Genomic DNA, 25393 nt, shown 5'->3' with positions numbered 1-25393 from the left:
AACTGTGTAACACTATCATAACGGATAGCATTAACAATTTAAAGGAAAAACATTGACTTATGTCGACTTATGAAATATACCAGCCACCGTTTAAGTTAATGACTTCCCCTGTCATATAATCCGAACGACCGCTCACTAAAAATGTAACATAATGAGCGACATCTTCAGGTGTTCCAATTTGTTGAAGAGGTATCGCAGTTTGTGCTTCTAACTGCTCGGCTTCGTTAAACATGCGGTTCATTTTCGTATCGATCCATCCGGGTGCGACACCATTCACTCGAATTCCTAAAGAAGCGACTTCTTTTGCATAAGCGCGCACAAAAGCATGTTGCGCTCCTTTTACTGTGGAATACAACACTTCATTTGCTGCTCCTGCACTTCCCCATATGGAGCCTATAAAGATGACGTATGATACTTGTTTATGTTGCATACGTGCACTCAATGTACTAATAATTTTTATCGGTGACTGCACGTGCACTTTCCATAAGTAGTCCATCTCTTCGTCTGTCGTCTCACTGACGAGCTTCAATAGTTCAACACCGTGCGCAACGATAATCGCTTCTACTTCGACAATCGACTGTGCGAGTGTCTCCACTTGTTCAGCTTCATACAAATTCGCTTGCATCGGTAAAAAATATTGCGTCGGATACGTCTCTTCTAATTCGTGTAACAGCTGTTCGATACGCGACACATTCGTCGAATAATGCAAGTAAAGCGACCAGCTATCACGCGCTAATTCACGACAGATGGCATGGCCGATTTCTCCTGATGCACCTAATACGAGTGCGAATTTCATGCTTCTTCTTTCTCCATCGGCACAATTTGCATCACCGTTGAATTGTTCGGCTGGACGAACCATTGCAACGCTTCTTTTACATCTTCCAATGTAATCGAGCGATAAACATCGACATGATCGAATAACATCGTGTCATGGAAAGCATAGTTCGTAAACTGATTCGCAATAAATTCCGGACTGTTTAACGAACGGATAAACAAGCCGATTTTACGCTTAATGAGTCGCTCTAACGCTTCTTCGGTCAACAATTCTTCGCGGCGTGCAAATGTTTCTTGAACCGCCTCTCGGAACGTGTCCGCTTCAAATGTATCTGTGCTGATCGTCGCAAATGCAAAAGTGCTTTCTAATGTCACGTCATACCCGAATGATTCGTCGATAAATCCTTCATCGTATGCTTTTTCGTAGAAAGGTGTCGTCGTACCGAATAATAAGTCGAGTCCGAGTTGATAGACGAGCTCACGTTTTAAAAAGTCTTGACCTTTTAATTGACCTGCCGGAAGTTTAAAGCCGATGTTCACTTTCGGTTTAAACACGTCCATCGCAATCGTGCGCTCTTTCACTTGTACATTTAAGTCTTCTTCCTGGATGAAACGTTCGACATTCGGTTCATTCGTTAACTCACGCGCTCCTTGGTTGTCGCGAATGAGTTGCATCGTTTGTTCGACATCGACCGCTCCGACGACGAATAACAGCATATTCGACGGGTGGTAAAACGTTTCATAACATGTGTACAAATGATCTTTCGTAATGTCTTGAATCGATTCTACTGTCCCTGCAATATCGATGCGTACCGGATGCTCTCGATACATATTTTCAACCGCTCCGAAATAAATGCGCCAATCGGGCGAATCGTCATACATCATAATTTCTTGTGCGATAATTCCTTTTTCTTTCTCCACCGTCTCTTCTGTAAAGTACGGTGCTTGCACGAAGTCGAGCAAAGTCGTCATATTTTTCTCAACATTGCTCGTCGCTGAAAATAAGTAAGCTGTTCGTGTAAATGACGTATAAGCATTCACAGATGCTCCTTGTTGACTGAACGTATGGAAAATATCTCCTTCTTCTTTTTCAAACATTTTATGTTCTAAAAAGTGCGCGATGCCGTCTGGTACAACGATCGGTTCTTCTGCATGAAGCGGTGTGAACGTTCGGTCGATGGAACCGTACTTTGTCGTATACGTCGCATACGTTTTCGAATATCCTTTTTTCGGGAGGATGTAGACAGTCAATCCATTTGAAAGCACTTCTTTATACAATGTTTCCTCCACTGCTTGTAATTCAATATTCTCCATCTTCACGCTCTCCTTTCAATAAAAAGACCGCTTCTTTTGTCAATGTTTGAATCGCTGCGATCACTTCTTCTTTCGTCACAGCATTCCAACGTTCGATTAAAGCTTGTGCTGAAAAGTTCGCATAATCTTCTTTATATTGATCAAATAAAACCATCTGTCCACGAACCGTATCGAGTGCACTGCGAATCGAATTTGCGAGCAATGCTTTCGTCTGCTCTAATTCTAAATCCAAAATCTCTCCGCGTTGCATCATCGCAATTTGTTCGTCAATTAAGCGTACCGCCTTATCTTTTTCGCTCCAATCGATTCCGCCGCTAATCGTCAACAAGCCGTATTGGCTAATGTAACTACTGCTGATCGTATATGCCATACTTTCTTTTTCGCGCACATTTTGGAATAACTTACTATGCGCAAATCCACCTAGAATACCATTTGCGACTTGCATCGCCGCAAAACGCTCATCGTGTAACGTAATCGGTGTCGAATATCCGATATTGAGCTTTCCTTGACGGATCGCATTCGTTTCTTCTTTTTCTTGCACATTCTCAACGTTCGGAACACTTGGTGTATAAGTCGAAATCTCTTCGTACTTGCGTTGTTGAATAATCGGACGGAATGTGTCGATAATGAGTTGTTCATCGATATCTCCGACGACATAAATCGTCAATTTATCTTCTTTTAACATCGTGTCATAATGTTCAGCCAATGAAGCAGGGGTTACAGCCTGTACGAGCTCTTCTGTTCCGAGACGTGACTTTGATACATAATCATTCGGTCTCATCATTTGAATCAATTGTCGATACGCGTATCGATCTTTATCATCATAAACAGATTGAATACGCTCAACGATCGAACGTTTTTCACGACGGACAGTCGCTTCATCAAATTTTCCGTCTTTCACATTCGGACGCTGAATCGTTTCTGCTAAAAATGTGAGCCATTCTGCGAAATGGTTCTCACTGCGAACGAAACGTTCATGTACCGTCTCTGAAAAGAGGAGAAAACGATGTTTATTTTCGCGTTTCGAAACATCGGTAATTAATGTTGAACCGTATAACTCGTCTAATTTATTTTTATACTTTGTGTACGTCGGATAACGTTCACTTGAATCTTGCAAAACATTCGATAATACGGCGCGATGTGCAGCTGATGTATTATCAAATTCACGATCCCACTGCATGAGAATCGTCACTGTTTTAAATTGTTGCGTCGGTCGAATATACAAATCGACCCCGCTTGAAATTGGATAATGCTTAAACATGGTCCACCTCATTCTAAATATTACAAAGCTTCCTTCACTATACATGTTCAGTGAAATAGTTCGCAACCGTTACACGTTCATTTCGTTGAAAAAACGATACATTTTTCATTCTGTATTTCCCTCACAAAAAAACTCCCTCTCTGAAAGACTAGAGAAGGAGTGAAGCGATTAACGACTTCCTTTAATATACGGTTGACCGTTCGCTTTCGGTGCGCGTGCACGACCGATAAATCCAGCGAGCGCTAAAATCGTTAAGACGTACGGTAAGATGTGTAAGTACACGTCTGGCACATTCGCCAAAAATTCGATATTTGCCGAGCTAATTTTGAGCGCTTGGGCGAATCCGAAGAATAATGCTGCGCCCATCGCTCCGAGTGGATGCCACTTACCGAAAATCATCGCTGCGAGCGCCATGAACCCTTGACCGTTAATCGTCGTATGGTCGAAGTTTCCTGTCATCGTTTGCGCATAAACCGCACCACCGATTCCAGCTAGTGCTCCTGAAATGATGACCGCGATGTAACGTGTACGAGCAACGTTAATCCCCATCGTATCGGCTGCCATCGGGTGCTCCCCGACAGAACGTAAACGTAAGCCGAACGGTGTTTTATAAATGACGAACCAAGCGAGAATTGCGACCGCAATCGCTAAAATACTCGTTCCATATACCGTTTTAAAGAACATCGGTCCGATAACCGGGATGTCTTGTAAAATCGGCATGTTGAAACGTGGAATTTTATGTTCGACATATTCCGTCTGCCCTTTTCCATACATGATTTTAATCGAGAAGAGCGCGACCGCGATTCCGAGCATGTTGATCGCAACCCCTGAAACGACTTGGTCTGCACGGAATGAAATCGATGCGACCGCGTGTAAAATTGAGAAGATTCCTGCGACAAGCATCGCGACGAGAATCGAAATCCAAGGTGTCCAAGCACCGAATGTTCCCGAAAACGTCAAGTTAAAGACAATCGCAATGAACGCTCCGATAACCATCAATCCTTCTAAACCGATGTTTACGACACCTGAACGTTCCGAGAATACTCCACCAATTGCGGTGAAAATGAGAGGCGCCGCATATGCAATCATCATTGGCACGATGAAATATAATGCTGTTAACATTTACTTCGCCTCCTTTTTCTTGCTCATTTTCTCCAAGAATACACGGATGATATATCCGCTCGCTACGAAGAAAATGATTAACGCGATGACGATTGATACAATTTCAATCGGTACACCTGCTGCGTTAGGCATGTTGAGTGAACCGTATTTTAACGAACCGAATAAAATCGCACCGAACAATACGCCGATCGGTGTGTTCGCTCCGAGTAACGCAACAGCGATTCCGTCAAATCCGATGCCTGTGAAGTCCGTACTTTCCGTAATGTAACCGAATGTTCCGAGCCCTTCCATCGCACCTGCAAGTCCAGCGAAACCACCAGAAATCATCATCGAGACGATGATATTTTTCTTCACGTTCATTCCAGCATATTGTGAAGCGTGATCGTTAAATCCGACCGCTTTTAATTCAAATCCTGTTTTCGTACGTTCTAATAAAAACCACATGAAAATAACCATTAAAATCGCGACGATAAAACCGTAATGCAATGTCGAATAATCCGTCAACTGCTCTAAAAACGGTGAGCGTAACGATGCACTATCATGAATCGTCTCTGTTTTGTACGTTCCAGAAGACGCTTTAATAAGTGCGTTGACGACGTGCAAAGCGATATAGTTCATCATAATTGTGACGATGACTTCATGCACTTGCAATGTCGCTTTCAATAAACCTGGTAAAAACGCCCATAACGCTCCCGCTACTGCTGCTGCGAGTAAAGCGAGTGGCAAGTGAATGATCGTCGGTAATTCAAACGTCGTTCCGACATACGCTGCCGCAAACCAACCGACGAGCAACTGACCTTCTACCCCGATATTGAAAAGTCCTGTACGGAAAGCGAAAGCTACCGCAAGACCTGCTAAAATATATGGTGCAATTTGACGGACCGTTTCACCCATCGCATACGCATCTCCAAAAATACCGTTCCAAAGTGCAACGTATCCTTTAATTGCATCATAACCACTCAACCACATAATGATCGCACCGATCACGAGACCTAGAACAATCGAGATGAGAGGCACTAGTATACTTTTACTGTTGAATTTTTTCATGCTCGCTCACCTTCTTTAGCTTCTTCAACATGTCCTGCCATTAATAAACCGAGCTGTTGTTCTGTCGCGTCTTTCGGTGTTACCGTCGATACGATTTGTCCGTCATAAATGACCGCAATCGTGTCCGATACGTTCATGACTTCATCTAATTCAAATGAAATGAGCAACACTGCTTTTCCGTTGTCACGCTGTTCAATTAAGCGTTTATGGATAAATTCAATGGCTCCAACGTCGAGTCCACGTGTCGGAAGCGCCGCAATTAATAAATCAGGATCACGAGATACTTCGCGACCGATAATTAATTTTTGCTGGTTTCCTCCAGATAAAGCACGGGCAAGTTCATGTTCACCTTGTGTTCTCACGTCGTATTCTTCGATGATTTCGTTCGCAAAATTCGAAATCTCTTTATAGTTCATAATGCCACCTTTAGAAAACGGTTGCTTATAATACGTTTGTAAAACAGAGTTATAACCGACGGAGAAGTTCAAGACGAGACCGTGTTTATGGCGGTCTTGCGGAATGTGACCGACTCCTGTTTCTGTAATTTTACGTGGGGATTCATTCGCAAGTTCATGCCCACCTAATCGAATCGAACCTGATTTTGTTTTGCGTAAACCGGTAATCGCTTCGATCAATTCAGATTGACCATTTCCGTCAATTCCCGCAATCCCGACAATTTCACCGTAACGCACTTGTAAGTTTAAATTTTTCACTTTCGCGATTTTACGGTTATCTTCGACGACGAGATTTTGAATATCGAGCGCGACTTCACCTGGCGTCGCTTCTTTTTTCTCGGTTTTAAATGTCACTTGACGTCCTACCATGAGTGAGGCGAGCTCTTCAGGACTCGATTCAGCTGTTGTTACTGTACCGATTCCTTCCCCTTTACGGATGATCGTCACTCGGTCAGAAACAGCCATAATTTCATTCAATTTGTGCGTAATTAAAATGATCGATTTGCCTTCATCGATTAAGTTTTTCATAATTTTCATTAACTCATCGATTTCTTGTGGCGTTAAAGAAGCAGTCGGCTCATCAAAAATAAGCACTTCCGCTCCACGATACAATGTTTTTAAAATTTCGACACGTTGTTGCATACCGACAGATATGTCTTCAATTACTGCTGATGGGTCGACAGCCAAACCGTATAATTCTGATATTTCGGCGACTTTTTTCTCAGCTTCTTTAATATTGATAACGCCCATCTTCGTCGGTTCATTACCTAAAATAATGTTTTCAGTTACCGTTAAATTTTCTACAAGCATAAAGTGTTGGTGCACCATGCCAATTCCAAGGTCGTTTGCAATATTCGGATTCGCGATATCTACTTCTTTTCCGCGAACTTTAATCGTTCCTTCTTCCGGTTGGTATAAGCCGAAAAGAACGTTCATCAAAGTAGATTTTCCCGCCCCGTTTTCTCCTAAAAGTGCATGAACTTCCCCTTTTTGAAGTTGTAAAGTAATATTTTTATTCGCGTAAAAATTTCCGAACTTTTTGGATATGTTCAACATCTCGACTACATATTCCAACGCCGTCACTCCTTCATTTCCATACTTCTTACTATCGTAAAAATGGTCGACCGCGAATTTTTAGCATAGTAAGCTAAAAAAAATCTAGAACATATGACGCTTCTGCACAGTAGGATACTGCAGACGAACGAACAAACAGATGATCGTTCGTCGCAGAAGTGACATATTATTCTAGATTCATTGACGATTGATTATTTAACTGGCTCTTCTGGCACTTCAATTTCTCCGCTCGCAATTTTCGCTTCGAATTCAGCAACTTTCGCTAAAATTTCTTCTGAAATCGCACCGCGTGAATCTGCTAAAATAACACCTTCATCTTCCAAGCCGTAAACTAATGTTTCGCCGCCTGGGAATTCTCCGTTGTTTGCACGCTCTGTAATGTCGAGTACAGCTACGTCAACACGTTTTAACATTGAAGTTAATGTAACGTTTGTGTTCTCGTCTACTTTACCTTCTTCATATTGGTCAGAGTCAACACCGATTACCCAGAAGTTTTTATCTGGTGATGCTTTTTTCAATTCTTTCGCTTCAGCGAATACTCCTACACCTGCTCCACCAGCTGCGTGGAATACGATGTCAGCACCGTCTGCGTACATACGGCTTGCTGCCCCTTTACCGAGTGCTGCATCTGTAAATGATGCGACGTATTGAACGTCTACTTTAATATCAGGGTTAATCGCTTTAACTCCTTCGATAAATCCTGCTTCGAAACGTTTAATAACAGGAATGTCCATACCGCCAACGAAACCAATTTTATCTGTTTCCGTTGTGAGTGCTGCCGCTACTCCTGCGAGGAACGCTCCTTCTTGCTCTTTAAACATAACGCTCGCTACGTTGTCGCCTTCTACTTCAGAGTCAACGATGACGAAGTTCGTATCTGGCTTTTGTGATGCGATTTCGTGAATTGCGTCATCCATTAAGTAACCGATTCCGAATACGATGTCGAAATCACGGCGTACTAAGTTGTTTAAGTTCGGTTTGAAGTCCGCTTCTTTCGTTGATGGGAGATAGTCATATCCGTTATCTCCACGCTCTAAACCGTTAGACTCACCATACTCTGTAATCCCTTTCCAAGCAGATTGGTTAAATGATTTGTCATCTACACCGCCCGTATCTGTTACCATCGCTACTGATAATACGTCACTGCTCGGAGTATCCGTCGCTGCACCTTCATCTGCTGGCTTTTCAGCTTCTTTCTCTCCTCCACTACAAGCCGCTAACAATAAACCTGCTGACATCATCACTGATAAAGCTAAACCTTTTTTCTTGAATTTCACAATAAAATCCTCCCTAAAGTTCGTTTTTTAGTAGTTAACTATACACGTTTTCGTACAACTTGAAACTGGAATTTATCCGCTCGGAAATAGTTCGTTGAATAGAGGACAACTTCCCCTTCTTCGTTATAATGACGTTGAATGAGGACAAGTAGCGGTACATCAATTCCGCAGCGTAAAATGGCGGACGCTTCTTCGTCGTATCCTAGTGGAACAATTTCCGCGACAGCTTGAATAATTTTCATTTGACCATTCATTTCTAAGCTGTCAAAAAGAGAATCGTTATACATACCTTCACCGTCCAATGATAAATGGCGACTCAGTGCATGGTCGATACAATATACAACTGGTTCTCCATCTGCTGTCCTCACGCGTTTGATTGTGACGATTTCCTCTTTTTCATCACATTCAAAAATCGGTGCTAAAGAAGCGGTAACTGGATGGTGATCGACCGTTTTATAAATGGTACCCGGCTCCATTCCGGCTTCTCGAATCATCGTTGAAACGCTCGATAATTGTTCGATTCCTGAATGAAAAAGTGGCTTTGAACTAACGAAAGTTCCAACTCCATGCTTCCGAACGATCACTTTTTCTTCTTCTAAAATACGAAAAGCTTCACGCAAAGTTGCACGGCTTACTCCGAGTAAACGAGCGAGTTCAAACTCAGACGGGAACCGCTCATTCTCTTTATAAACTCCATCTTCAATGTCTTGCTTTATCTTTTCAATCACTTGTACGTAAAGATGGCGTTGATCCACTTTCACCATTTATTCACCTACTCTCTTTGGTAAATTTTGACATCCGACGTTATACAACACTACTAACTCATGTTAACTATATCATCTTACTGTTTAAAAATAAATAGGCCGTCAACTCTTTTCAAAGTTATCCGATGTTTTTATTCTTTCTCCCTATTTTTTTATCATGATTCTGATATGGAATCGATTAATAGTTTTCTCGGTTTACTTCCTTCGCTCGGGCCGACGATTCCACGTTCCTCCATTTGATCGACGATGCGGGCCGCACGTGAATAACCGACACGCAATCTTCTCTGCAACATGGATATAGAAGCTTGTCCTTGTTCTAGAACAATTTCAATCGCTTCGTCAAACTTTTCATCGACTTCTTCATCAAAATCAACTTCCTCTATTTCTGTCGGAATCATACTTTCTTCGTACTGTGCTTTTTGTTGTTCGATACAATGGTCGACGATGCGTTCGACTTCTTGATCTGAGACAAATGCGCCTTGAACCCGGGTCGGTTTGGAAGCTCCTGATGGTAAAAATAACATATCCCCACGACCGAGCAGTTTTTCAGCACCGCTCCCATCTAAAATCGTTCGCGAATCGACAGCGCTCGATACCGCAAAAGCGATGCGCGATGGAATGTTCGCTTTAATAATTCCCGTAATGACATCGACGCTCGGGCGCTGTGTCGCAATGATTAAATGAATGCCTGCTGCCCGCGCCATTTGAGCTAAACGCATAATCGCTTCTTCCACGTCATTGGAAGCGACCATCATTAAATCGGCTAACTCATCCACGATGACGACGATGTAAGGCATGCGTGGGTGTTTTTCGTCATTTTCTTCGTTCCAGCGGTCGAGTTGCGCATTATACCCTTCAATGTTCCGCGTTCCTGTGTGAGAAAATAATTCGTAACGACGCTCCATTTCAGATACAACTTTTTGCAACGCTTGAGCTGCTTTTCGTGGATCGGTTACGACGGGCGCTAACAAATGAGGAATCCCATTATACACATTGAGCTCGACCATTTTCGGGTCGATCATCATCATTTTCACTTCATGTGGTTTAGCCCGCATTAAAATGCTAATAATAATCCCGTTAATGCAAACACTTTTACCGCTACCTGTCGAACCAGCGACGAGTACGTGTGGCATTTTATTTAATTCCGTAAGGACCGCTTTACCTGTCACGTCGCGACCTAAAGCGACTTGTAGTTTTTTTGTAGCGTCTGCCCCATCTTCTTCGAGCACTTCTTTCAAACTAACTGCCGATACGGTTTGATTCGGCACTTCAATGCCAATCGCAGACTTCCCAGGAATCGGTGCTTCCATTCGAATATCTCGTGCAGCGAGCGCTAACGCTAAATCATCTGTCAAACCGACAATGCGGCTCACTTTCACACCGGTCGCTGGCAAAATTTCATATTTCGTCACGGCCGGTCCGAGGTGAATTTCGCTCACATGGGCTGCGACATTAAAACTTTTAAACGTTTCTTCTAATTTTTGGGCATTATTTTTAATCCGTTCAATTTCACTGCTTTGGTCCGCTGTTTCGATATCGTCTAATAAATGAATGACTGGCAATTGATACGGACTCTCTTCTTCATCGTCCGATGGCTCCAGAACAAACTCTTCTACATCCTCCTCTTGTTCTTCTACTAAATCTTGTTCAACTGGTGCGACGGTAGCGGGTTCACGACCTTGTGTGAAATGATTGATTGAGACGTCGCGGGGTGGTTCGATGGCAAGTGATTCTTCTACCTCTTCGTCACCAATCGTTGAAATGATCGGCTGGGCCTTCTCTTTTTTAGACGGGACAGCTTTCTTTCTTTCCAAATACGTCATTTTTAATTTCGCGTATGAAGATTTGACTGCTTCTACGGTCGGACGAACGACTTCTCGGTCAAGGCCAAGAACGATTGCGATTAAAAGTAATATTAAACTGACGATAAACGTGCCGATTCGGTCAAATAAAAATGATAAAATGCTATACAATGTCGCACCGACTAAGCCACTTCCGTACAAATTGGTACGTTCCACAACCCCACTATCCGTCACGAGCGCTTGCCACGATGCACGCCAAGGCCCGACATCGTACAACTCCATCATTTTTCCGACGAAAACGAAGTGAGCTAAAGTAAAACTGACGACAGTAAGAAGAATCGCAACGATGATTTGTTTTTGTGTCCAATTAATCGTTGCTTTTCCCATGACTTGATAAACACTCCATACGATCAAGCCAATCCATAACACCCAATGTAATTGCCCGACTAAAAGAAATGTGACTGTCGCGACAGAGCGACCGACAAAGCCGAATTGGAATAAAGCGATGAGCGCAGTCGCGATAATGGCGAGACTGATCACTTCTTGACGTAATTGGAACGTTTTTTTCTTACTTTTTCGTTTCGCCACAATGTTGCACTCCTTTGGAAAAGGAGATTTCCGTCTACGTTGGACGTAAACAAAAATCTCCTCGTTCTTTCAATTGATTAATATTCCATTAAAATTGGAATGATCATCGGACGACGTTTCGTCTGTTGGTATAAATACGAACTTAACGTGTCACGAATTTCTTGCTTAATGTTCGACCATTCAAATGTTTCTTTCGCTACATACTTTTCAACGACTTTGCGAATAATTTTTTTCGCTTCGTTTAAAAGCTCTTCTGATTCACGCACGTAAACGAATCCACGTGAGACAATTTCAGGACCTGCTGCGATCGTTTTCTTTTTGCGATTCAATGTGACAACCACTGTGAAAATCCCGTCTTGTGACAATAATTTACGGTCGCGTAAGACGATGTTTCCGACGTCGCCTACTCCGATTCCGTCAATTAATACGTTACCTGCTTGAACGCGTCCTGTCATGCGCATTTTATCGCCTTTATACTCGACGACGTCACCTTTTTCGACGATGAAGATTTGTTTTTTCTCCATGCCGACTTCTTGTGCTAACTTCGAGTGAGCGATGAGCATTTTATATTCCCCTTGAACAGGGATGAAATATTTCGGCTTCATTAAGTTCAACATTAATTTCAAGTCTTCTTGACTACCGTGACCTGAAACGTGAATGTCTTTTGATGATGTCATAACGTCCGCGCCAGCTTTCGCTAACTCGTTCATCATTCCGTAAAGTGACAATTCCATCATCGGTGCTGGTGTAAACGTAATGAGTACGGTATCCGTCGCTTTAATTTTAATGTCGCGATGTTGTTTTTTCGCGATGCGACTTAATGCGTCAATCGGTTCTCCTTTATTGCCTGTTACGATGACGACGACTTCATGATCTTCATATTGGTCGATGTCTCTCGCATCGATTAACACATCTTCCGCTACTTCTAAGTAACCGAGCTTTAATCCGATATGGAAGTATGTTTCTAAACTTTCCCCGACGACGGCTACTTTTTTGCCTGTTTTCATCGATTGTTCGAGCACTTGTTGAATACGGATGAAGTTCGATGCGTAAAGTGCTACTAAAATACGTCCTTGCGCGCGGTGGAATGTTTTTAAAAGACGTGTCGCAATGACTTGCTCACTCGTCGTATATCCTGGCTTTTCCGCTTCTGTCGAATCCGACATAAGTAAAAATACGCCTTCTTCTCCTAAGTTCGCCATTTTCGCGATGTCTGGACGGTATTTGCCTTTCGCGGATTGGTCGAATTTAAATTCTCCTGTATGCACGATCGCTCCTTGTGATGTGTGGAAGACGATACCGAGTGAATCTGGAATACTATGTGTCGTGTTGAAAAACGTGACGTGCGTACGTTTGAAGTTCATGCGGCTTTCGTTGTTTACTTCGAAGAAACGAATCGCTTGTGGAGCGGGCATTTTGTGCAAATGCTCTTTCGCTAGCGCAATCGTTAATTTTGAACCGTACACCGGTGCTTGTACTTTTTGAAGTAAGTAAGCGAGGGATCCGATCGCATCTTCGTGTCCGTGCGTTAGGAAAATTCCTTTCAGTCGATTTTTGTTTTCGACAACATATGTGATGTCTGGAATGACGATGTCAATCCCAAGCATCTCTTCTTCTGGGAACATGAGGCCTGCGTCGACGATGAACATTTCTTCATCAATTTCGACAACATACATCGACTTCCCGATTTCACCCACTCCTCCGAGTGGAATGACTTTAATCGTTTCGTTAATAATTTGCGTCACAATATTTTCCTCCTAATGTCTTTTTTCTTTTTAATTTCAATTCATATCGTTTTCTTTTTAAAAATCCGAACAGAACGACTATGTTTCATTATACGGGAAAAAGACCGTTCTGTACAAACAAAAAAAGCTAGCGCGAGGCTAGCTTTCAGTTATTCTTGAATTTTCATCATATATTGGTCCCAAGAGCTATCAAATGATGCATGATCCGCTTCTAATGGAATGAGTGGTAAACGTACGGAACCGACTGCAATCGCTTGACGATTCAATACATGTTTCAACGGAACAGGGTTCGGTTCTGAGAATAATGCTTTGAACGCTGGTAATAAACGACGGTGCATTTGAGCAGCGGTCGCTAACTCTCCTCGTTCAAATGCTTGCATCATTTGTTGCATCTCATTGCCGAGCACGTGAGAAGCGACAGAAATGACACCTTTCCCACCGATAGATAACAACGGTAATGTCATGCCATCGTCCCCGCTGTAAACAGAGAACCCTTCTGCAGCGCCTTCTACGATCATTGCCATTTGTTCGATGTCGCCACTCGCTTCTTTTACAGCGCGAATGTTTGACACTTTCGAAAGTGCAATCGTCGTTTCAGCTGTCATGTTGACACCTGAACGGCCTGGAATATTGTACAGTAAAATCGGTAAGTCCGTCTCTTCTGCAATCGTGCTGAAATGACGGTACATCGCTGACTGGTTCGGCTTGTTGTAATACGGTACGACGAGCATGACACCGTCCACACCGAGCTCTTCCGCTTCTTTCGTCATCTCGATTGACTCTGCTGTATTGTAAGAGCCTGTACCCGCAATGATCGGTACACGACCCTTTGCAGCATCTTTCACCCAACGGAGCATTTGAAGCTTCTCTTCGCGTGTAACAGTAGGTGATTCTCCTGTCGTTCCGTTAATGATTAAACTGTCCGTTCCATTTGTAATTAAATGTTCTACGAGGCGATGAGTCAACGCTTCATCAATTTGACCTTGTTCGTCAAATGGCGTGACCATCGCCGTTCCAATTCGTCCTAATTCCAACTTACGTCATCCTTTCCAATGATTATTGTTCGATTTGGCTTAAATACGTCTCAGCGATTTGTACAGAGTTGAGTGCCGCCCCTTTAACGAGGTTATCTGACACGATCCATAAGTGGAATCCGTTTTTCTTATCGCGGTCTTTACGTACACGTCCGACGAATACTTCGTCTTTGCCTTCTGCGAACAATGGCATTGGATACGTTTGTGTCGCTGGGTCATCTTGTAAGACGACGCCTGGAACTGATTGAATCGCTTCTTGTAGGTCAGCGACTGTCACGTCGTCGCGGTCTAATTCGATGTATACTGACTCTGAGTGACCTGTTACGACAGGTAAGCGCACGCATGTTGCTGCTACTTCCATCTCATAGTCATCGAAAATTTTCTGTGTTTCGTTCATCATTTTTAATTCTTCTAATGTGTACCCATCATCGCCGAATACGTCGATTTGTGGCAACACGTTATAAGCGATCGGATAATGCTTTTTGTCGCCACCTGATGGTAAAATATTCGCTTCGTTCTCCGCACGGTTAGCGAAGTTTTTGCTCTGCTGTTCTAACTCATTAATAGCATCTGCACCTGCACCCGATACCGCTTGATACGTCGAAACGATTAAACGGTTCAATCCGAATTGGTCTTTTACGCCTTTTAATGCTGCGACCATTTGAATCGTTGAACAGTTCGGGTTCGCGATGAGCCCTTTATGTTCACGAATTTTTTCTGGGTTTACTTCTGGTACGACGAGAGGAACTCCTTCCGTCATACGGAATGCACTAGTGTTGTCAATAACGAGTGCTCCTGCATCGATTGCCGCCTGTGAAAAGCGTTCTGTAATTGAGCCGCCCGCACTGAAAAATGCAATATCTATATTTTCAAACGCTTGATCTGTCGTCTCTTCAACAGTGTACGTTTCATTTCCAATCGTAATCGTTGAGCCAGCTGAACGTTTAGATGCGAGCAACTTCAATTTATTTACCGGAAACTTTCGTTCAATCAACTTTTCAATAATCATCGTACCTACAGCGCCTGTCGCTCCAACAACTGCAACATTCATTTGTCTCATTTTCGTTCTCTCCTTTGTCAATGTCCATATTATAAATACTCATGACACTCTTTAATCCTTTACTTGATTAAACTGTCATTGTTCGAATTATATCAGCTTTTCTGAACTTTGTGAATACCTGTTTCTCATTTTTAATTTACATTCAGTCAAAAATATGAATATTTATGAGATATTTGAATATTCCTTCTTCGTTTTAGGCAAAATAAAATGAAGGGTTTGATGAAAACCCTTCATTTTGCTATTACATATTTATTCGTCTTTTTTCGCTTCTTGCTCTTTCACGACTTGTTTGCGTGATAAGTTGACGCGGCCTTGACGATCGATTTCGATGACTTTTACGAGTAATTCATCATCTAACTTTAAAACATCTTCTACTTTGTTCGTACGTTTTTCTTGAATTTCTGAAATGTGAAGCAAGCCGTCTTTTCCTGGGAAGATTTCTAGGAAAGCACCGAATTTTTCAATGCGTTTCACTTTACCTAAGTAATATTCGCCAACTTCTGCTTCACGGACGATATTTTCAATCATTTCTTGCGCACGTGCGTTCATTTCTGAATCTGGTGAAGAAATGTAAATCGTACCGTCTTGTTCCGTATCGATTTTAACATTTGTTTCATCGATAATTTTATTAATGACTTTACCGCCAGGTCCAATGACATCACGGATTTTGTCCGGATTAATTTGAATGCGCACAATTTTAGGTGCATATGTTGATAACTCTTCACGTGGTGTGTTAATCGTTTCAAGCATATGTTCTAAAATGTGAAGACGACCTTTTTTCGCTTGTGCGAGTGATTCTTCTAAAATCTCTCCTGCGAGTCCGTCAATTTTAATATCCATTTGCAATGCTGTGATCCCTTTTGCTGTTCCCGCTACTTTAAAGTCCATGTCGCCTAAGAAATCTTCCATTCCTTGAATATCTGAAAGAATCGAGTAGTTGTCGCCTGTTTTAACGAGTCCCATCGCAATTCCTGCAACTGGTGCTTTGAGTGGTACACCTGCATCCATCATCGCCATCGTTGACGCACAGATTGATGCTTGTGAAGATGAACCGTTTGACTCGAGTACTTCTGCTACAAGACGTATCGTGTATGGGAATGTGTCTTCATCTGGAATGACCGCTTCTAATGCACGTTCTCCGAGTGCGCCGTGACCGATTTCACGACGACCTGGTCCACGAATCGGGCCTGTCTCCCCTACTGAGAAGTTCGGGAAGTTGTAATGGTGCATGAATCGTTTTGATTCTTCTAAACCGAGTCCGTCGATAATTTGTACTTCACCGAGCGCTCCTAACGTACATACGCTAAGCACTTGAGTTTGTCCACGAGTGAACAAGCCTGAACCGTGCGTACGTGGAAGAATACCGACTTGCGAAGATAATGGACGAATTTCATCTAAGCCACGTCCATCTGGGCGCACTTTATCTTCTGTAATGAGGCGACGCACTTCTTCTTTTACCATATCATCTAAAATCGCCTTAACTTGTTTCATCGTATCTTCATCCGCTTCTTCAGCTTCATACTTTTCGATGATCGCTGTTTTCACGTTTTGAATATTTTGTTCGCGCGCTAATTTCTCTTCTGTTTGAATCGCTTGAACGAGTTCAGCGCCGATTTCTTTTTCAATCGCTTCATACAATGTCGCATCTAATTCAAATAATTGAATTTCTGTTTTTTCTTTGCCGACTGCTGCGACGATTTGCTCTTGGAATGCGATGAGTTGTTTAATTTGCTCATGACCGAATAAAATCGCTTCTAAAACGATTTGTTCTTCTACTTCTTTCGCACCTGCTTCAACCATGTTAATCGCATCTTTCGTTCCTGCTACGACGAGATCGAGATCACTTTGTTCTAATTGGTCAGGTGTTGGATTGACGATAAATTCACCATCCACACGTCCGATTTGAACGCCTGCAATCGGTCCGTCAAACGGAATGTCCGATACAGAAAGCGCTAAAGATGAACCGAGCATCGCTGCCATTTCAGAAGATGCTTCTTGGTCAACACTCAATACGAGCGAAATGACTTGTACGTCGTTACGGAAGCCGTCTGGGAAGAGTGGGCGGATCGGACGGTCGATTAAACGGCTCGTCAATACTGCTTTCTCTGATGGGCGTCCTTCACGCTTAATAAAGCCTCCTGGAATTTTACCCGCTGCGTATAAACGCTCTTCATAGTTCACCGTCAGTGGGAAAAAGTCGAGTGCTCTTGGCTCTTTCGATGCTGTCGCTGTTGACAAAATTGTCGTGTCGCCGTAGCGTACGAGGACCGCACCATTTGCTTGTTTTGCTAATTGATTCGTTTCAACGATGAGTGGACGACCTGCCCATTCCATTTGAAACGTCTGTTTTTCTTGTCCCATATTCATTAAGACCCCTCTCATTTGTGTAGATCCGTATATGTAAAATATCACTATCTCTTAGTGTATCAAATTTCATCATATATTGCGAAGCTAAATGTCCATAAAACAAATGTAGACAAAGTGAGGTCACTTTGTCTACAAGTTGTAAGCATGCAATGCTTCGTATTTTATCACTTCGATTATCGACGTAAGCCGAGTTTAGCAATAAGGTCACGGTAAGCTTGTACGTTCGTATCACGTAAGTAACGTAATAGACGACGACGTGTACCGATCATTTTGTAAAGTCCACGACGTGAGTGGTGGTCTTTCTTATGCGTACGTAAGTGATCGTTTAAGTTGTTAATCTCTTCAGTAAGGATAGCAATCTGCACTTCTGCAGATCCTGTATCGTTATCGTGAGTTTTGAACTCGTTGATAATTTCAGCTTTACGCTCTGTAGTCATAGCCATCCTAGTCACCTCCTAAATTAAAATATCCCCATGTCCCGAGCAAACGTTGGTGATGCGTATTGCCAAGGAAAGGTTCTTGTTACACTCAAGTATATTACCATCTTCCCGGCATTTAAGCAAGCACTTCATCTAATATTTCATCCGCACTTTCTTTATCCGCTTGAATTTGGGCGATGAGCGCATCGATTCCGTCAAACTTTTGTTCATCCCGAATGCGTGCGACCCATTCGACCGTCACTTCTTCACCGTAAATCATTTGATCAAAATTCAAAACATGCACTTCAACGGTGTACGTATTGCCGTCATTAAATGTCGGAACGGTTCCGACATTACAGACACCTTTATAACGTTTTCCGCGCACTGTGAAGTAGACAGCGTATACTCCTTTTAACGGAAGCATTAACTCCGGATGCACTTCGATGTTCGCCGTCGGGAAACCGAGTTGGCGGCCACGTTTCTCCCCATCGACGACGATGCCATCCGTTTCGTAATATCGACCGAGAAAACGATTCGCTTGAACAATTTCGCCAGATTGTAAGGCGTGACGAATATATGTAGAAGATACTGTTTCTCCATCGATGGCAACTTCTTCTACCGTTGTCGTCGTATAGCGACCCGCGCTCAATTGTTCCATCGTCGTCATCGTACCTGAACCTTTCACGCCGAACGTGAAATCAAAGCCTGCAACGACATGTTTGACGTTCAAGTTTTCAATGAAACTTTGAATAAATTGATCTGGTTGTAAACTTGCTAAATTCCAGTCAAATTCGACATAAAATAAAGCTTCTACCCCCATTTTTTTTAAATAACGTTCTTTTTCTTTTTTCGTCGTTAAATAAAGACGTTCTGGGCAATCTTTTTGAAATAAGCGTTTCGGATGAGGGGTAAATGTCATCACTGCCGGTGTTAAATTTCGTTCTTTCGCTACGCGTAACGCTTCTTCAATGACGCGTTCGTGCCCGTGGTGTACTCCATCAAAAAAACCTAAAGCGAGGCTATATGTTTTTAAAGAGGGTACTGTCATCTGCTCTGGATAATGCAAATGAAAAATTTCCATCATTTTCTCCTCCTTATCGATTGAAAGGAAACATTTTAAAAGGCTTCATGAGCCCTTCTTTCGTCGGATGTCGCATATAAATAGCAAGCGCTTTACCCTCATTCATCAAGACGACATAAGAATGTGTCTTCAGTATATCAAGCTGCTGCAACACTTGTCCGTTTTCGATGAGCGGAAGCATCGACTCTTCAATTTGTACTTGTGGAAATTCGAATAACGCTTCCTCTAAAGGACGAATGGCATCCATTTCTTTTCCTTCATCCACCGCTTCTTGAAGTTGTTGTAAAGTGATGCATTGTTCCGCTCGGAATCCCCCTGACATCGTACGTTCGAGTTGCGACATATGAGCTGGATAGCCGAGCAACTCACCAATTTGAACAGCGAGAGTACGAATATACGTACCTTTTCCACAAGAAACACGGATGGAAAACTCAATCGCCTCTCCTTCAAATTGTACCGCATCCTCTAATAGTTCGATAGCATCAATTTGAACGATGCGGCTCGGTCGGTCGATAACTCTGCCTTCGCGTGCATATTCGTACAATCGTTTCCCATTCACTTTAACAGCGGAATACATCGGAGGCGTTTGTTCGATTTCTCCCGTTAGTTTAGCTAGCGCTTCTTCAATTTGTGCGCGTGACAATTGCTTATACGATGAATCACGTTCAACGATTTCTCCCGTCTGATCTTCCGTTTCCGTCGACCATCCGAGTTTGACCTTCGCGACATATTCTTTCCCTGTATCTGTAATTAAACTCGCAATGCGTGTCGCGTCCCCTAGACAGATCGGCAAAACTCCTTCGACTTCAGGGTCGAGTGTACCTGTATGGCCAATTTTTTTCATCTTTAATATTTTTCGCAATTTGAAAACGACGTCATGCGAAGTCATGCCGCGCTCTTTCCAAACAGGTAAAATACCGTGCTTCATTTTCTTCACCTCGAAAAAAAGGAGTTTATGCAGTATGCATAAAACTCCTTTTCGTTATTGTTCTTCTTTCACTTGTTTTAGCAACTGTTCGATTCGATCGCCGTATTCAATTGAATAGTCAAATTCGAATTCGATCTCAGGTACTTTACGTAAACGGATTTTCTTCCCGATTTCAGAACGCAAAAATCCTTTTGATTCACGCAAACCTTCTAATGTTTGCTTTTTCTCATAGTCCGTTCCGAGTACAGAGACGAAAATCGTCGCTTCTTGCAAGTCATTCGTAATTTCGACATCTGTAATCGTGACGAAACCGACTTTTGGATTTTTTAATTGCGTGCTCACAATCATGCCGAGTTCTTTTTTTATTTGTTCGGCTACACGATTTGCTCTCAGTGACATCCGTTTCACCTCATTTCACTGTTAAAAATAGTCTTTCACAAGTTCCGTCAGTTCCCACTCGACTTCTGATTCGAACAGAGTGAGAACGCGTTCGACTTCCCGTTCGGCTACTGCCTTCGTTTCGGATACGGCGACGACCGCAATTGTCGTGCGTTGCCAAACGTCTTGAAAGTCGACTTCTGAGACGGATACGTTGTATCGTTGTCGCGCTCTTTGCACCATGCGTTGCACGATGGAGCGTTTCGCTTTTAGCGAGTGGACAGCGGGGATGAAGAAAGTACATTCATAGGAAACGATCAAGCACGTTTCACTTCTTCCATAACGTACGCTTCAAAAATGTCCCCTTCTTTAATATCGTTATATCCTTTAATCGTAATTCCACATTCATATCCTTTTGCTACTTCTTTTGCATCGTCTTTGAAGCGTTTGAGCGTATCGAGCTCTCCTTCAAAAATAACGATGTTGTCGCGAATGATACGAACGCCTGAATCGCGTGTAATTTTTCCATCTGTGACGTAACATCCAGCGATTGTACCGACTTTCGATACTTTGAATGTTTCACGCACTTCGACTTGTCCGATTACTTTTTCCACATATTCTGGGTCGAGTAAACCTTTCATCGCCGATTCGATTTCTTCAATTACTTTATAGATGACGTTATGTTGACGAATTTCAACGCCTTCTTCTTCTGCTGCGCGCTTCGCATTCGTGTCAGGACGGACGTTAAATCCGATGACGATCGCATTTGAAGCTGCCGCTAAGTTAATATCTGACTCGTTAATCGCACCCGCACCTGTATGGATGATTTTAATGTTGACGCCTTCTACTTCAATTTTCATAAGTGACGCCGCCATAGCTTCTACCGTACCTTGTACGTCTGCTTTTACGATAATATTTAATTCTTTCACATCGCCTTGTTGCATCTGTTCAAATAAGTTGTCGAGCGTGATACGTTGTGTTTCTCCACGTTGTTCTAACAACGCTTCTGATGCACGTGCTTCACCGATTTGACGCGCTTTTTTCTCGTCTTCAAAGACGACGAAGCGGTCTCCTGCTTGTGGCACACCGTTCAATCCTGTAATTTCAACAGGTGTTGATGGACCAGCAGATTTCACACGACGGCCGAGGTCGTTAATCATCGCACGAACACGTCCGTACGTATTTCCGACGACGATCGGATCTCCGACATTTAGTGTACCGTTTTGAACGAGCAATGTTGCCACTGCTCCTTTACCACGGTCAAGCTCTGCTTCGATCACTGTACCGCGACCTAAAATGTCTGGGTTCGCTTTAAGTTCGCCTACTTCTGATACGAGGAGAACCATTTCAAGCAATTGATCGATTCCTTCCCCTTTCAATGCTGAAATTGGAACGAAAATCGTATCTCCTCCCCAGTCTTCTGATACGAGGCCATGTTCTGTTAACTCTTGCATGACGCGGTCTGGGTTCGCTGTTGGTTTATCCATTTTGTTCACCGCAACGATAATTGGAACTTCCGCCGCTTTCGCGTGGCTGATCGCTTCTACCGTTTGTGGCATAACGCCGTCATCCGCTGCAACGACGAGAATCGTTAAGTCCGTCACTTTCGCACCACGTGCACGCATCGTTGTGAACGCTTCGTGACCTGGTGTATCGAGGAATGTAATTTTCTTACCGTTCTCTTCGATTTGGTAAGCACCGATATGTTGTGTAATACCGCCCGCTTCCCCTTGTGTCACTTTCGTGTTACGAATCGAGTCAAGCAATGTCGTTTTCCCGTGGTCAACGTGACCCATAATCGTCACGACTGGTGGACGTTCAACATTTCCTTCTGCGATTTTCGCAAGCATCTCTTCGTCTTCAGAACCTTCGAAATAGTTTTCGAGATCTGTCGCGTCGATGCGAATTTCTTCTTCTACTTCAACGCCATAGTCTGCACAAATTAATTCAATCGCATCTTGATCGAGCTCTTGGTTAATTGTCGCCATAACGCCAAGCATGAACAATTTTTTCACGATTTCAGCTGGCTCGCGGTGTAATTTTTCTGCGAGTTCTCCAACTGTTAACGTTTCGTAAAACGTAATTTTCTCTGGTAATGGACGTTCTACTTTCGGTTGTTGCGCTGGACGATGACGTCGACGACCTTGGTTAATTCCACGGACCGGACGACCGTTACGACGCGCTGGACGTTGACCGCCACCTTGTGGACGATTGCCTCCGCCACCACCGCTCGGACGATTCGCATTGTTGCTTGCTTGTTTATTCGAGTTGTTGTTCGCTGGTTTATTTGTTGATTTACTCGCATTATTATTTGCTGGACGACTTTTTGGAGCGTCGCCTTTTTTAGCTGCTGGTTTATTTTGTTTCGGAGCATTTGATTTCACTGGAGCGTCACCTTTTTTAAATTGCTTATTTAGTAGATTAATTTCTTTTTCGTCAATTGTCGACATGTGATTTTTCACATTGACATTTAATTTTTCGAGTGCATCGATAACTTCTTTACTCGTGCGTTTGACACTTTTCGCGTATTCATGAACACGTTGTTTTGTCATGCGCTCACCTCCAAGATTATTCGTTCAATAATTGAATGAGTTTTGCGGCGAGTTTACGCTCTGCAATCGCGACCGTCACACGTGCTTCCTTCCCGATCGCATGCCCGATTTCATAACGTGTGCCCCATTCAATTAAGGGAACGTTGTAACTGTTACATTTGTCGGCTAGCTTCTTTTTTGTGTTGTCTGAGGCATCGGTTGCCATAAGAACGAGTGCCGCTCGTCCTGCTCTCACGTCACGAACGACCGTATCTTCTCCAGATACGATCTTTCGCGCGCGCATCGCTATTCCGAGCATTTGAAAAATTGCTTGTTCGTTCATTTCAAATTCTCCCGTCGAATGACGTACAATAACTCATCGTAAATCGCATCTTCAACTTTGACGCCGAGCTGCTGTTCAATCGCACGGTTACGTCGTGCTAATTCGACTGCTTCTTCTGTTTTGGAAACGTACGTACCGCGTCCTGATTGTTTTCCCGTCACATCGACGAACACTTCGCCTTCTTTCGTGCGCACGATGCGAACCATTTCTTTTTTCGGGAACATCTCGCCTGTCGCTGCACATTTACGCAATGGTACTTTTCTCATTTTCGTCATGTCGTCTAACCTCCTTGAAACGATTACTCGTTATGCTCTTCATCTGCATATAAATCAATTGGTTCTTCCACTTCATCGACTGGCGAAATGTCTTCTAACAAGTCCGCTAATCCATTGTTTTCGCTCTCTTCGAACATCTCTCCATCGACTGGATAAATGCCGAGTTCACGCGCATCTGTTTCGCTCTTAATGTCGATTTTCCAGCCTGTCAATTTCGCAGCGAGACGTGCGTTTTGACCGCGCTTCCCGATTGCGAGCGATAGTTGATAATCTGGTACGATCACTGTTGTCGAACGCTCTTCTTCATCGACTTGAACATTTAACACTTTCGATGGGCTAAGTGCATTCGCTACGAACACAACCGGATCTTCTGACCATTCTACGATGTCGATTTTTTCTCCCGACAATTCATTTGAAATTGCCTGAACACGTGCACCGCGTGCGCCGACGCATGCGCCGACTGGATCGATCTCTTCATTCGCTGTATAGACTGACACTTTTGAACGGTCGCCCGCTTCACGCGCAATCGATTTAATTTCGACTGTGCCGTCATAAATTTCAGGAACTTCCATTTCGAATAAACGACGGAGTAAACCTGGGTGCGTACGCGATACGAATACTTGTGGACCGCGTGATGTTTTTTCAACTTTTGTAATGTACACTTTCACACGATCATGTGGTTCGTACGACTCTGTCGGAATTTGTTCTGTTTGCGGAAGTACCGCTTCTACTTTACCGAGTCCGATAAATAAGTTTTTCGCATCGAAACGTTCAACGATTCCGTTGACAATATCTTCTTCGCGATCGACGAATTCATCATAAATGATGCCTCGCTCCGCTTCACGTACACGTTGTGTAACGACTTGTTTCGCAGTTTGTGCCGCGATGCGACCGAAATCGCGTGGCGTCACTTCTTGCTCAACGATGTCTTCTAATTCGTACACTGGATTAATTTGTTGTGCATCTTCTAATGAAATTTCTAAACGTTCGTCTTCTACTTCTTCAACGACGTCTTTACGTGAATAGACTTTCATCGTACCTTTTTCTAAATTCAAATCAACGCGAACGTTTTGTGCTTGGTTAAAGTTTCGTTTGTACGCTGTAACGAGCGCAGCTTCAATCGCTTCTACGAGAATATCTCTTGAAATACCTTTCTGTTTTTCAAGGGCTACTAACGCATCGAGTAGATCACTACTCATGTTCAATCACTCCTACTTTTATTATATTGAGAAATCTATGGCGAGACGTGCAAGTGCAATTTTTGCTTTATCGATCGTCTTCGTTAAAGTACGCGTCTTAATCTTAAATTCAATCGTCACACTCTCTTCATCATTCGCTCGTAAATATCCTTCAAACTCTTTCATACCGTCAATCGCTTCGTATGTTTTAATGAATACGTAAGCATCTACCGCTCTTTCGAAATCTTCTTCCTTTTTGAGTGGACGTTCCGCTCCTGGGGAAGATACTTCTAAAAAGTAGTTTTGTGAAATCGGGTCTGCTTCGTCTAATTTTTCACTGAGACGTTCGCTGACGAGCGCACATTGGTCAAGGTCGATACGACCGACTTGTGCGTCGACATAGACTCGTAAAAACCAGTCTTGTCCTTCCTTCACGAATTCAACATCTACAAGCTCTAGAGCGAGTTCTTCAACGATAGGCTCTGTTAATTGCTCGACGATTTCTGTAACTTTGCTCAAATTCAACCCTCCAAAATTGGTGAAATTCCGATATAGAACAACAGAAAAGAGTGGGAA

Annotated in this window: 23 protein-coding genes; all 23 read right to left on the bottom strand. The window is 43.1% G+C overall.

The annotated features are described in order from the left end of the window. Positions 1-67 precede the first annotated feature (67 nt). Positions 68-796: an elongation factor P 5-aminopentanone reductase gene (ymfI, locus tag ACFQ0V_RS06310; RefSeq protein ID WP_381011123.1), complete on the bottom strand. Its 729-nt coding sequence runs from the start codon at positions 794-796 to the stop codon at positions 68-70. After that, on the bottom strand, positions 793-2088 hold the full coding sequence (gene yfmH, locus ACFQ0V_RS06305) for an EF-P 5-aminopentanol modification-associated protein YfmH (protein WP_381011120.1): 1296 nt from the start codon (positions 2086-2088) through the stop codon (positions 793-795). The genes ymfI and yfmH overlap by 4 nt, the downstream gene beginning before the upstream one ends. Next, complete coding sequence (yfmF, locus tag ACFQ0V_RS06300; RefSeq protein ID WP_381011117.1) at positions 2075-3349, bottom strand: EF-P 5-aminopentanol modification-associated protein YfmF; 1275 nt, start codon at positions 3347-3349, stop codon at positions 2075-2077. Before yfmF ends, yfmH begins: the two co-directional genes overlap by 14 nt. Before the next feature lie 168 nt (positions 3350-3517). Further along, on the bottom strand, positions 3518-4471 hold the full coding sequence (locus tag ACFQ0V_RS06295) for an ABC transporter permease (RefSeq protein ID WP_381011115.1): 954 nt from the start codon (positions 4469-4471) through the stop codon (positions 3518-3520). Beyond that, entirely contained in the window at positions 4472-5518 is a 1047-nt protein-coding gene (locus ACFQ0V_RS06290; RefSeq protein WP_381011113.1) for an ABC transporter permease, read from the bottom strand. After that, the gene (locus ACFQ0V_RS06285; protein WP_381011110.1) at positions 5515-7047 is read right to left on the bottom strand and encodes an ABC transporter ATP-binding protein; all 1533 of its coding nucleotides are present in this window, start codon (positions 7045-7047) and stop codon (positions 5515-5517) included. Before ACFQ0V_RS06285 ends, ACFQ0V_RS06290 begins: the two co-directional genes overlap by 4 nt. Positions 7048-7238: 191 nt before the next feature. Further along, entirely contained in the window at positions 7239-8324 is a 1086-nt protein-coding gene (locus ACFQ0V_RS06280; RefSeq protein ID WP_381011107.1) for a BMP family lipoprotein, read from the bottom strand. 38 nt (positions 8325-8362) lie between these two features. Then, positions 8363-9088: a GntR family transcriptional regulator gene (locus ACFQ0V_RS06275; RefSeq protein WP_381011104.1), complete on the bottom strand. Its 726-nt coding sequence runs from the start codon at positions 9086-9088 to the stop codon at positions 8363-8365. 155 nt (positions 9089-9243) lie between these two features. Beyond that, positions 9244-11478 carry a DNA translocase FtsK gene (locus ACFQ0V_RS06270; protein ID WP_381011101.1) on the bottom strand — a complete coding sequence of 745 codons (2235 nt, stop codon included), beginning with the start codon at positions 11476-11478 and terminating at the stop codon, positions 9244-9246. Positions 11479-11555: 77 nt separating this feature from the next. Further along, positions 11556-13223, bottom strand: a complete 1668-nt coding sequence (locus tag ACFQ0V_RS06265) for a ribonuclease J (RefSeq protein WP_381011098.1) — start codon at positions 13221-13223, stop codon at positions 11556-11558. A 149-nt stretch (positions 13224-13372) separates the two neighbouring features. Then, entirely contained in the window at positions 13373-14257 is an 885-nt protein-coding gene (gene dapA, locus ACFQ0V_RS06260; RefSeq protein ID WP_381011096.1) for a 4-hydroxy-tetrahydrodipicolinate synthase, read from the bottom strand. Between the two features lie 22 nt (positions 14258-14279). Next, a complete protein-coding gene (locus ACFQ0V_RS06255) occupies positions 14280-15317 on the bottom strand; it encodes an aspartate-semialdehyde dehydrogenase (RefSeq protein WP_381011093.1) in 1038 nt (345 codons plus the stop codon). A 249-nt stretch (positions 15318-15566) separates the two neighbouring features. Continuing rightward, positions 15567-17678, bottom strand: a complete 2112-nt coding sequence (pnp, locus tag ACFQ0V_RS06250; RefSeq protein ID WP_381011870.1) for a polyribonucleotide nucleotidyltransferase — start codon at positions 17676-17678, stop codon at positions 15567-15569. Positions 17679-17857: 179 nt separating this feature from the next. Then, positions 17858-18127 (bottom strand): 30S ribosomal protein S15, encoded by a 270-nt coding sequence (rpsO, locus tag ACFQ0V_RS06245; protein ID WP_381011089.1) that lies wholly within the window; start codon positions 18125-18127, stop codon positions 17858-17860. 112 nt (positions 18128-18239) lie between these two features. Beyond that, positions 18240-19184, bottom strand: a complete 945-nt coding sequence (locus tag ACFQ0V_RS06240; protein ID WP_381011087.1) for a bifunctional riboflavin kinase/FAD synthetase — start codon at positions 19182-19184, stop codon at positions 18240-18242. 13 nt (positions 19185-19197) lie between these two features. Beyond that, positions 19198-20112, bottom strand: a complete 915-nt coding sequence (truB, locus tag ACFQ0V_RS06235; RefSeq protein ID WP_381011084.1) for a tRNA pseudouridine(55) synthase TruB — start codon at positions 20110-20112, stop codon at positions 19198-19200. Positions 20113-20166: 54 nt separating this feature from the next. After that, positions 20167-20511 (bottom strand): 30S ribosome-binding factor RbfA, encoded by a 345-nt coding sequence (rbfA, locus tag ACFQ0V_RS06230; protein ID WP_381011081.1) that lies wholly within the window; start codon positions 20509-20511, stop codon positions 20167-20169. 21 nt (positions 20512-20532) lie between these two features. Further along, on the bottom strand, positions 20533-20811 hold the full coding sequence (locus ACFQ0V_RS06225) for a DUF503 domain-containing protein (protein ID WP_381011078.1): 279 nt from the start codon (positions 20809-20811) through the stop codon (positions 20533-20535). Further along, positions 20808-23042: a translation initiation factor IF-2 gene (gene infB / locus ACFQ0V_RS06220; RefSeq protein WP_381011075.1), complete on the bottom strand. Its 2235-nt coding sequence runs from the start codon at positions 23040-23042 to the stop codon at positions 20808-20810. The genes ACFQ0V_RS06225 and infB overlap by 4 nt, the downstream gene beginning before the upstream one ends. Before the next feature lie 16 nt (positions 23043-23058). Next, complete coding sequence (locus ACFQ0V_RS06215; RefSeq protein ID WP_194561450.1) at positions 23059-23364, bottom strand: YlxQ family RNA-binding protein; 306 nt, start codon at positions 23362-23364, stop codon at positions 23059-23061. Beyond that, entirely contained in the window at positions 23361-23639 is a 279-nt protein-coding gene (gene rnpM / locus ACFQ0V_RS06210) for an RNase P modulator RnpM (RefSeq protein ID WP_381011071.1), read from the bottom strand. Before rnpM ends, ACFQ0V_RS06215 begins: the two co-directional genes overlap by 4 nt. A 23-nt stretch (positions 23640-23662) precedes the next feature. Then, the gene (nusA, locus tag ACFQ0V_RS06205; protein ID WP_381011068.1) at positions 23663-24838 is read right to left on the bottom strand and encodes a transcription termination factor NusA; all 1176 of its coding nucleotides are present in this window, start codon (positions 24836-24838) and stop codon (positions 23663-23665) included. Between the two features lie 21 nt (positions 24839-24859). Further along, complete coding sequence (rimP, locus tag ACFQ0V_RS06200) at positions 24860-25336, bottom strand: ribosome maturation factor RimP (protein WP_381011065.1); 477 nt, start codon at positions 25334-25336, stop codon at positions 24860-24862. Between the last annotated feature and the right edge of the window lie 57 nt (positions 25337-25393).

The organism is Savagea faecisuis, assembly GCF_042675605.1.
GTDB classification, from domain to species: Bacteria; Bacillota; Bacilli; order Bacillales_A; family Planococcaceae; genus Savagea; species Savagea faecisuis.
Note: the sequence above shows the minus strand (reverse complement) of the source record. Positions and strands in the feature narration are given on the sequence as shown.

Bases quoted from the DNA above. Each gene is read 5' to 3' on its own strand.
- ymfI (WP_381011123.1), bottom strand. From the start codon at position 796: ATGAAATTCGCACTCGTATTAGGTGCATCAGGAGAAATCGGCCATGCC.
- yfmH (WP_381011120.1), bottom strand. From the start codon at position 2,088: ATGGAGAATATTGAATTACAAGCAGTGGAGGAAACATTGTATAAAGAA.
- yfmF (WP_381011117.1), bottom strand. From the start codon at position 3,349: ATGTTTAAGCATTATCCAATTTCAAGCGGGGTCGATTTGTATATTCGA.
- ACFQ0V_RS06295 (WP_381011115.1), bottom strand. From the start codon at position 4,471: ATGTTAACAGCATTATATTTCATCGTGCCAATGATGATTGCATATGCG.
- ACFQ0V_RS06290 (WP_381011113.1), bottom strand. From the start codon at position 5,518: ATGAAAAAATTCAACAGTAAAAGTATACTAGTGCCTCTCATCTCGATT.
- ACFQ0V_RS06275 (WP_381011104.1), bottom strand. From the start codon at position 9,088: ATGGTGAAAGTGGATCAACGCCATCTTTACGTACAAGTGATTGAAAAG.
- ACFQ0V_RS06255 (WP_381011093.1), bottom strand. From the start codon at position 15,317: ATGAGACAAATGAATGTTGCAGTTGTTGGAGCGACAGGCGCTGTAGGT.
- pnp (WP_381011870.1), bottom strand. From the start codon at position 17,678: ATGGGACAAGAAAAACAGACGTTTCAAATGGAATGGGCAGGTCGTCCA.
- rpsO (WP_381011089.1), bottom strand. From the start codon at position 18,127: ATGGCTATGACTACAGAGCGTAAAGCTGAAATTATCAACGAGTTCAAA.
- ACFQ0V_RS06240 (WP_381011087.1), bottom strand. From the start codon at position 19,184: ATGGAAATTTTTCATTTGCATTATCCAGAGCAGATGACAGTACCCTCT.
- truB (WP_381011084.1), bottom strand. From the start codon at position 20,112: ATGAAGCACGGTATTTTACCTGTTTGGAAAGAGCGCGGCATGACTTCG.
- rbfA (WP_381011081.1), bottom strand. From the start codon at position 20,511: ATGTCACTGAGAGCAAATCGTGTAGCCGAACAAATAAAAAAAGAACTC.
- infB (WP_381011075.1), bottom strand. From the start codon at position 23,042: ATGACAAAACAACGTGTTCATGAATACGCGAAAAGTGTCAAACGCACG.
- ACFQ0V_RS06215 (WP_194561450.1), bottom strand. From the start codon at position 23,364: ATGAACGAACAAGCAATTTTTCAAATGCTCGGAATAGCGATGCGCGCG.
- rnpM (WP_381011071.1), bottom strand. From the start codon at position 23,639: ATGACGAAAATGAGAAAAGTACCATTGCGTAAATGTGCAGCGACAGGC.
- nusA (WP_381011068.1), bottom strand. From the start codon at position 24,838: ATGAGTAGTGATCTACTCGATGCGTTAGTAGCCCTTGAAAAACAGAAA.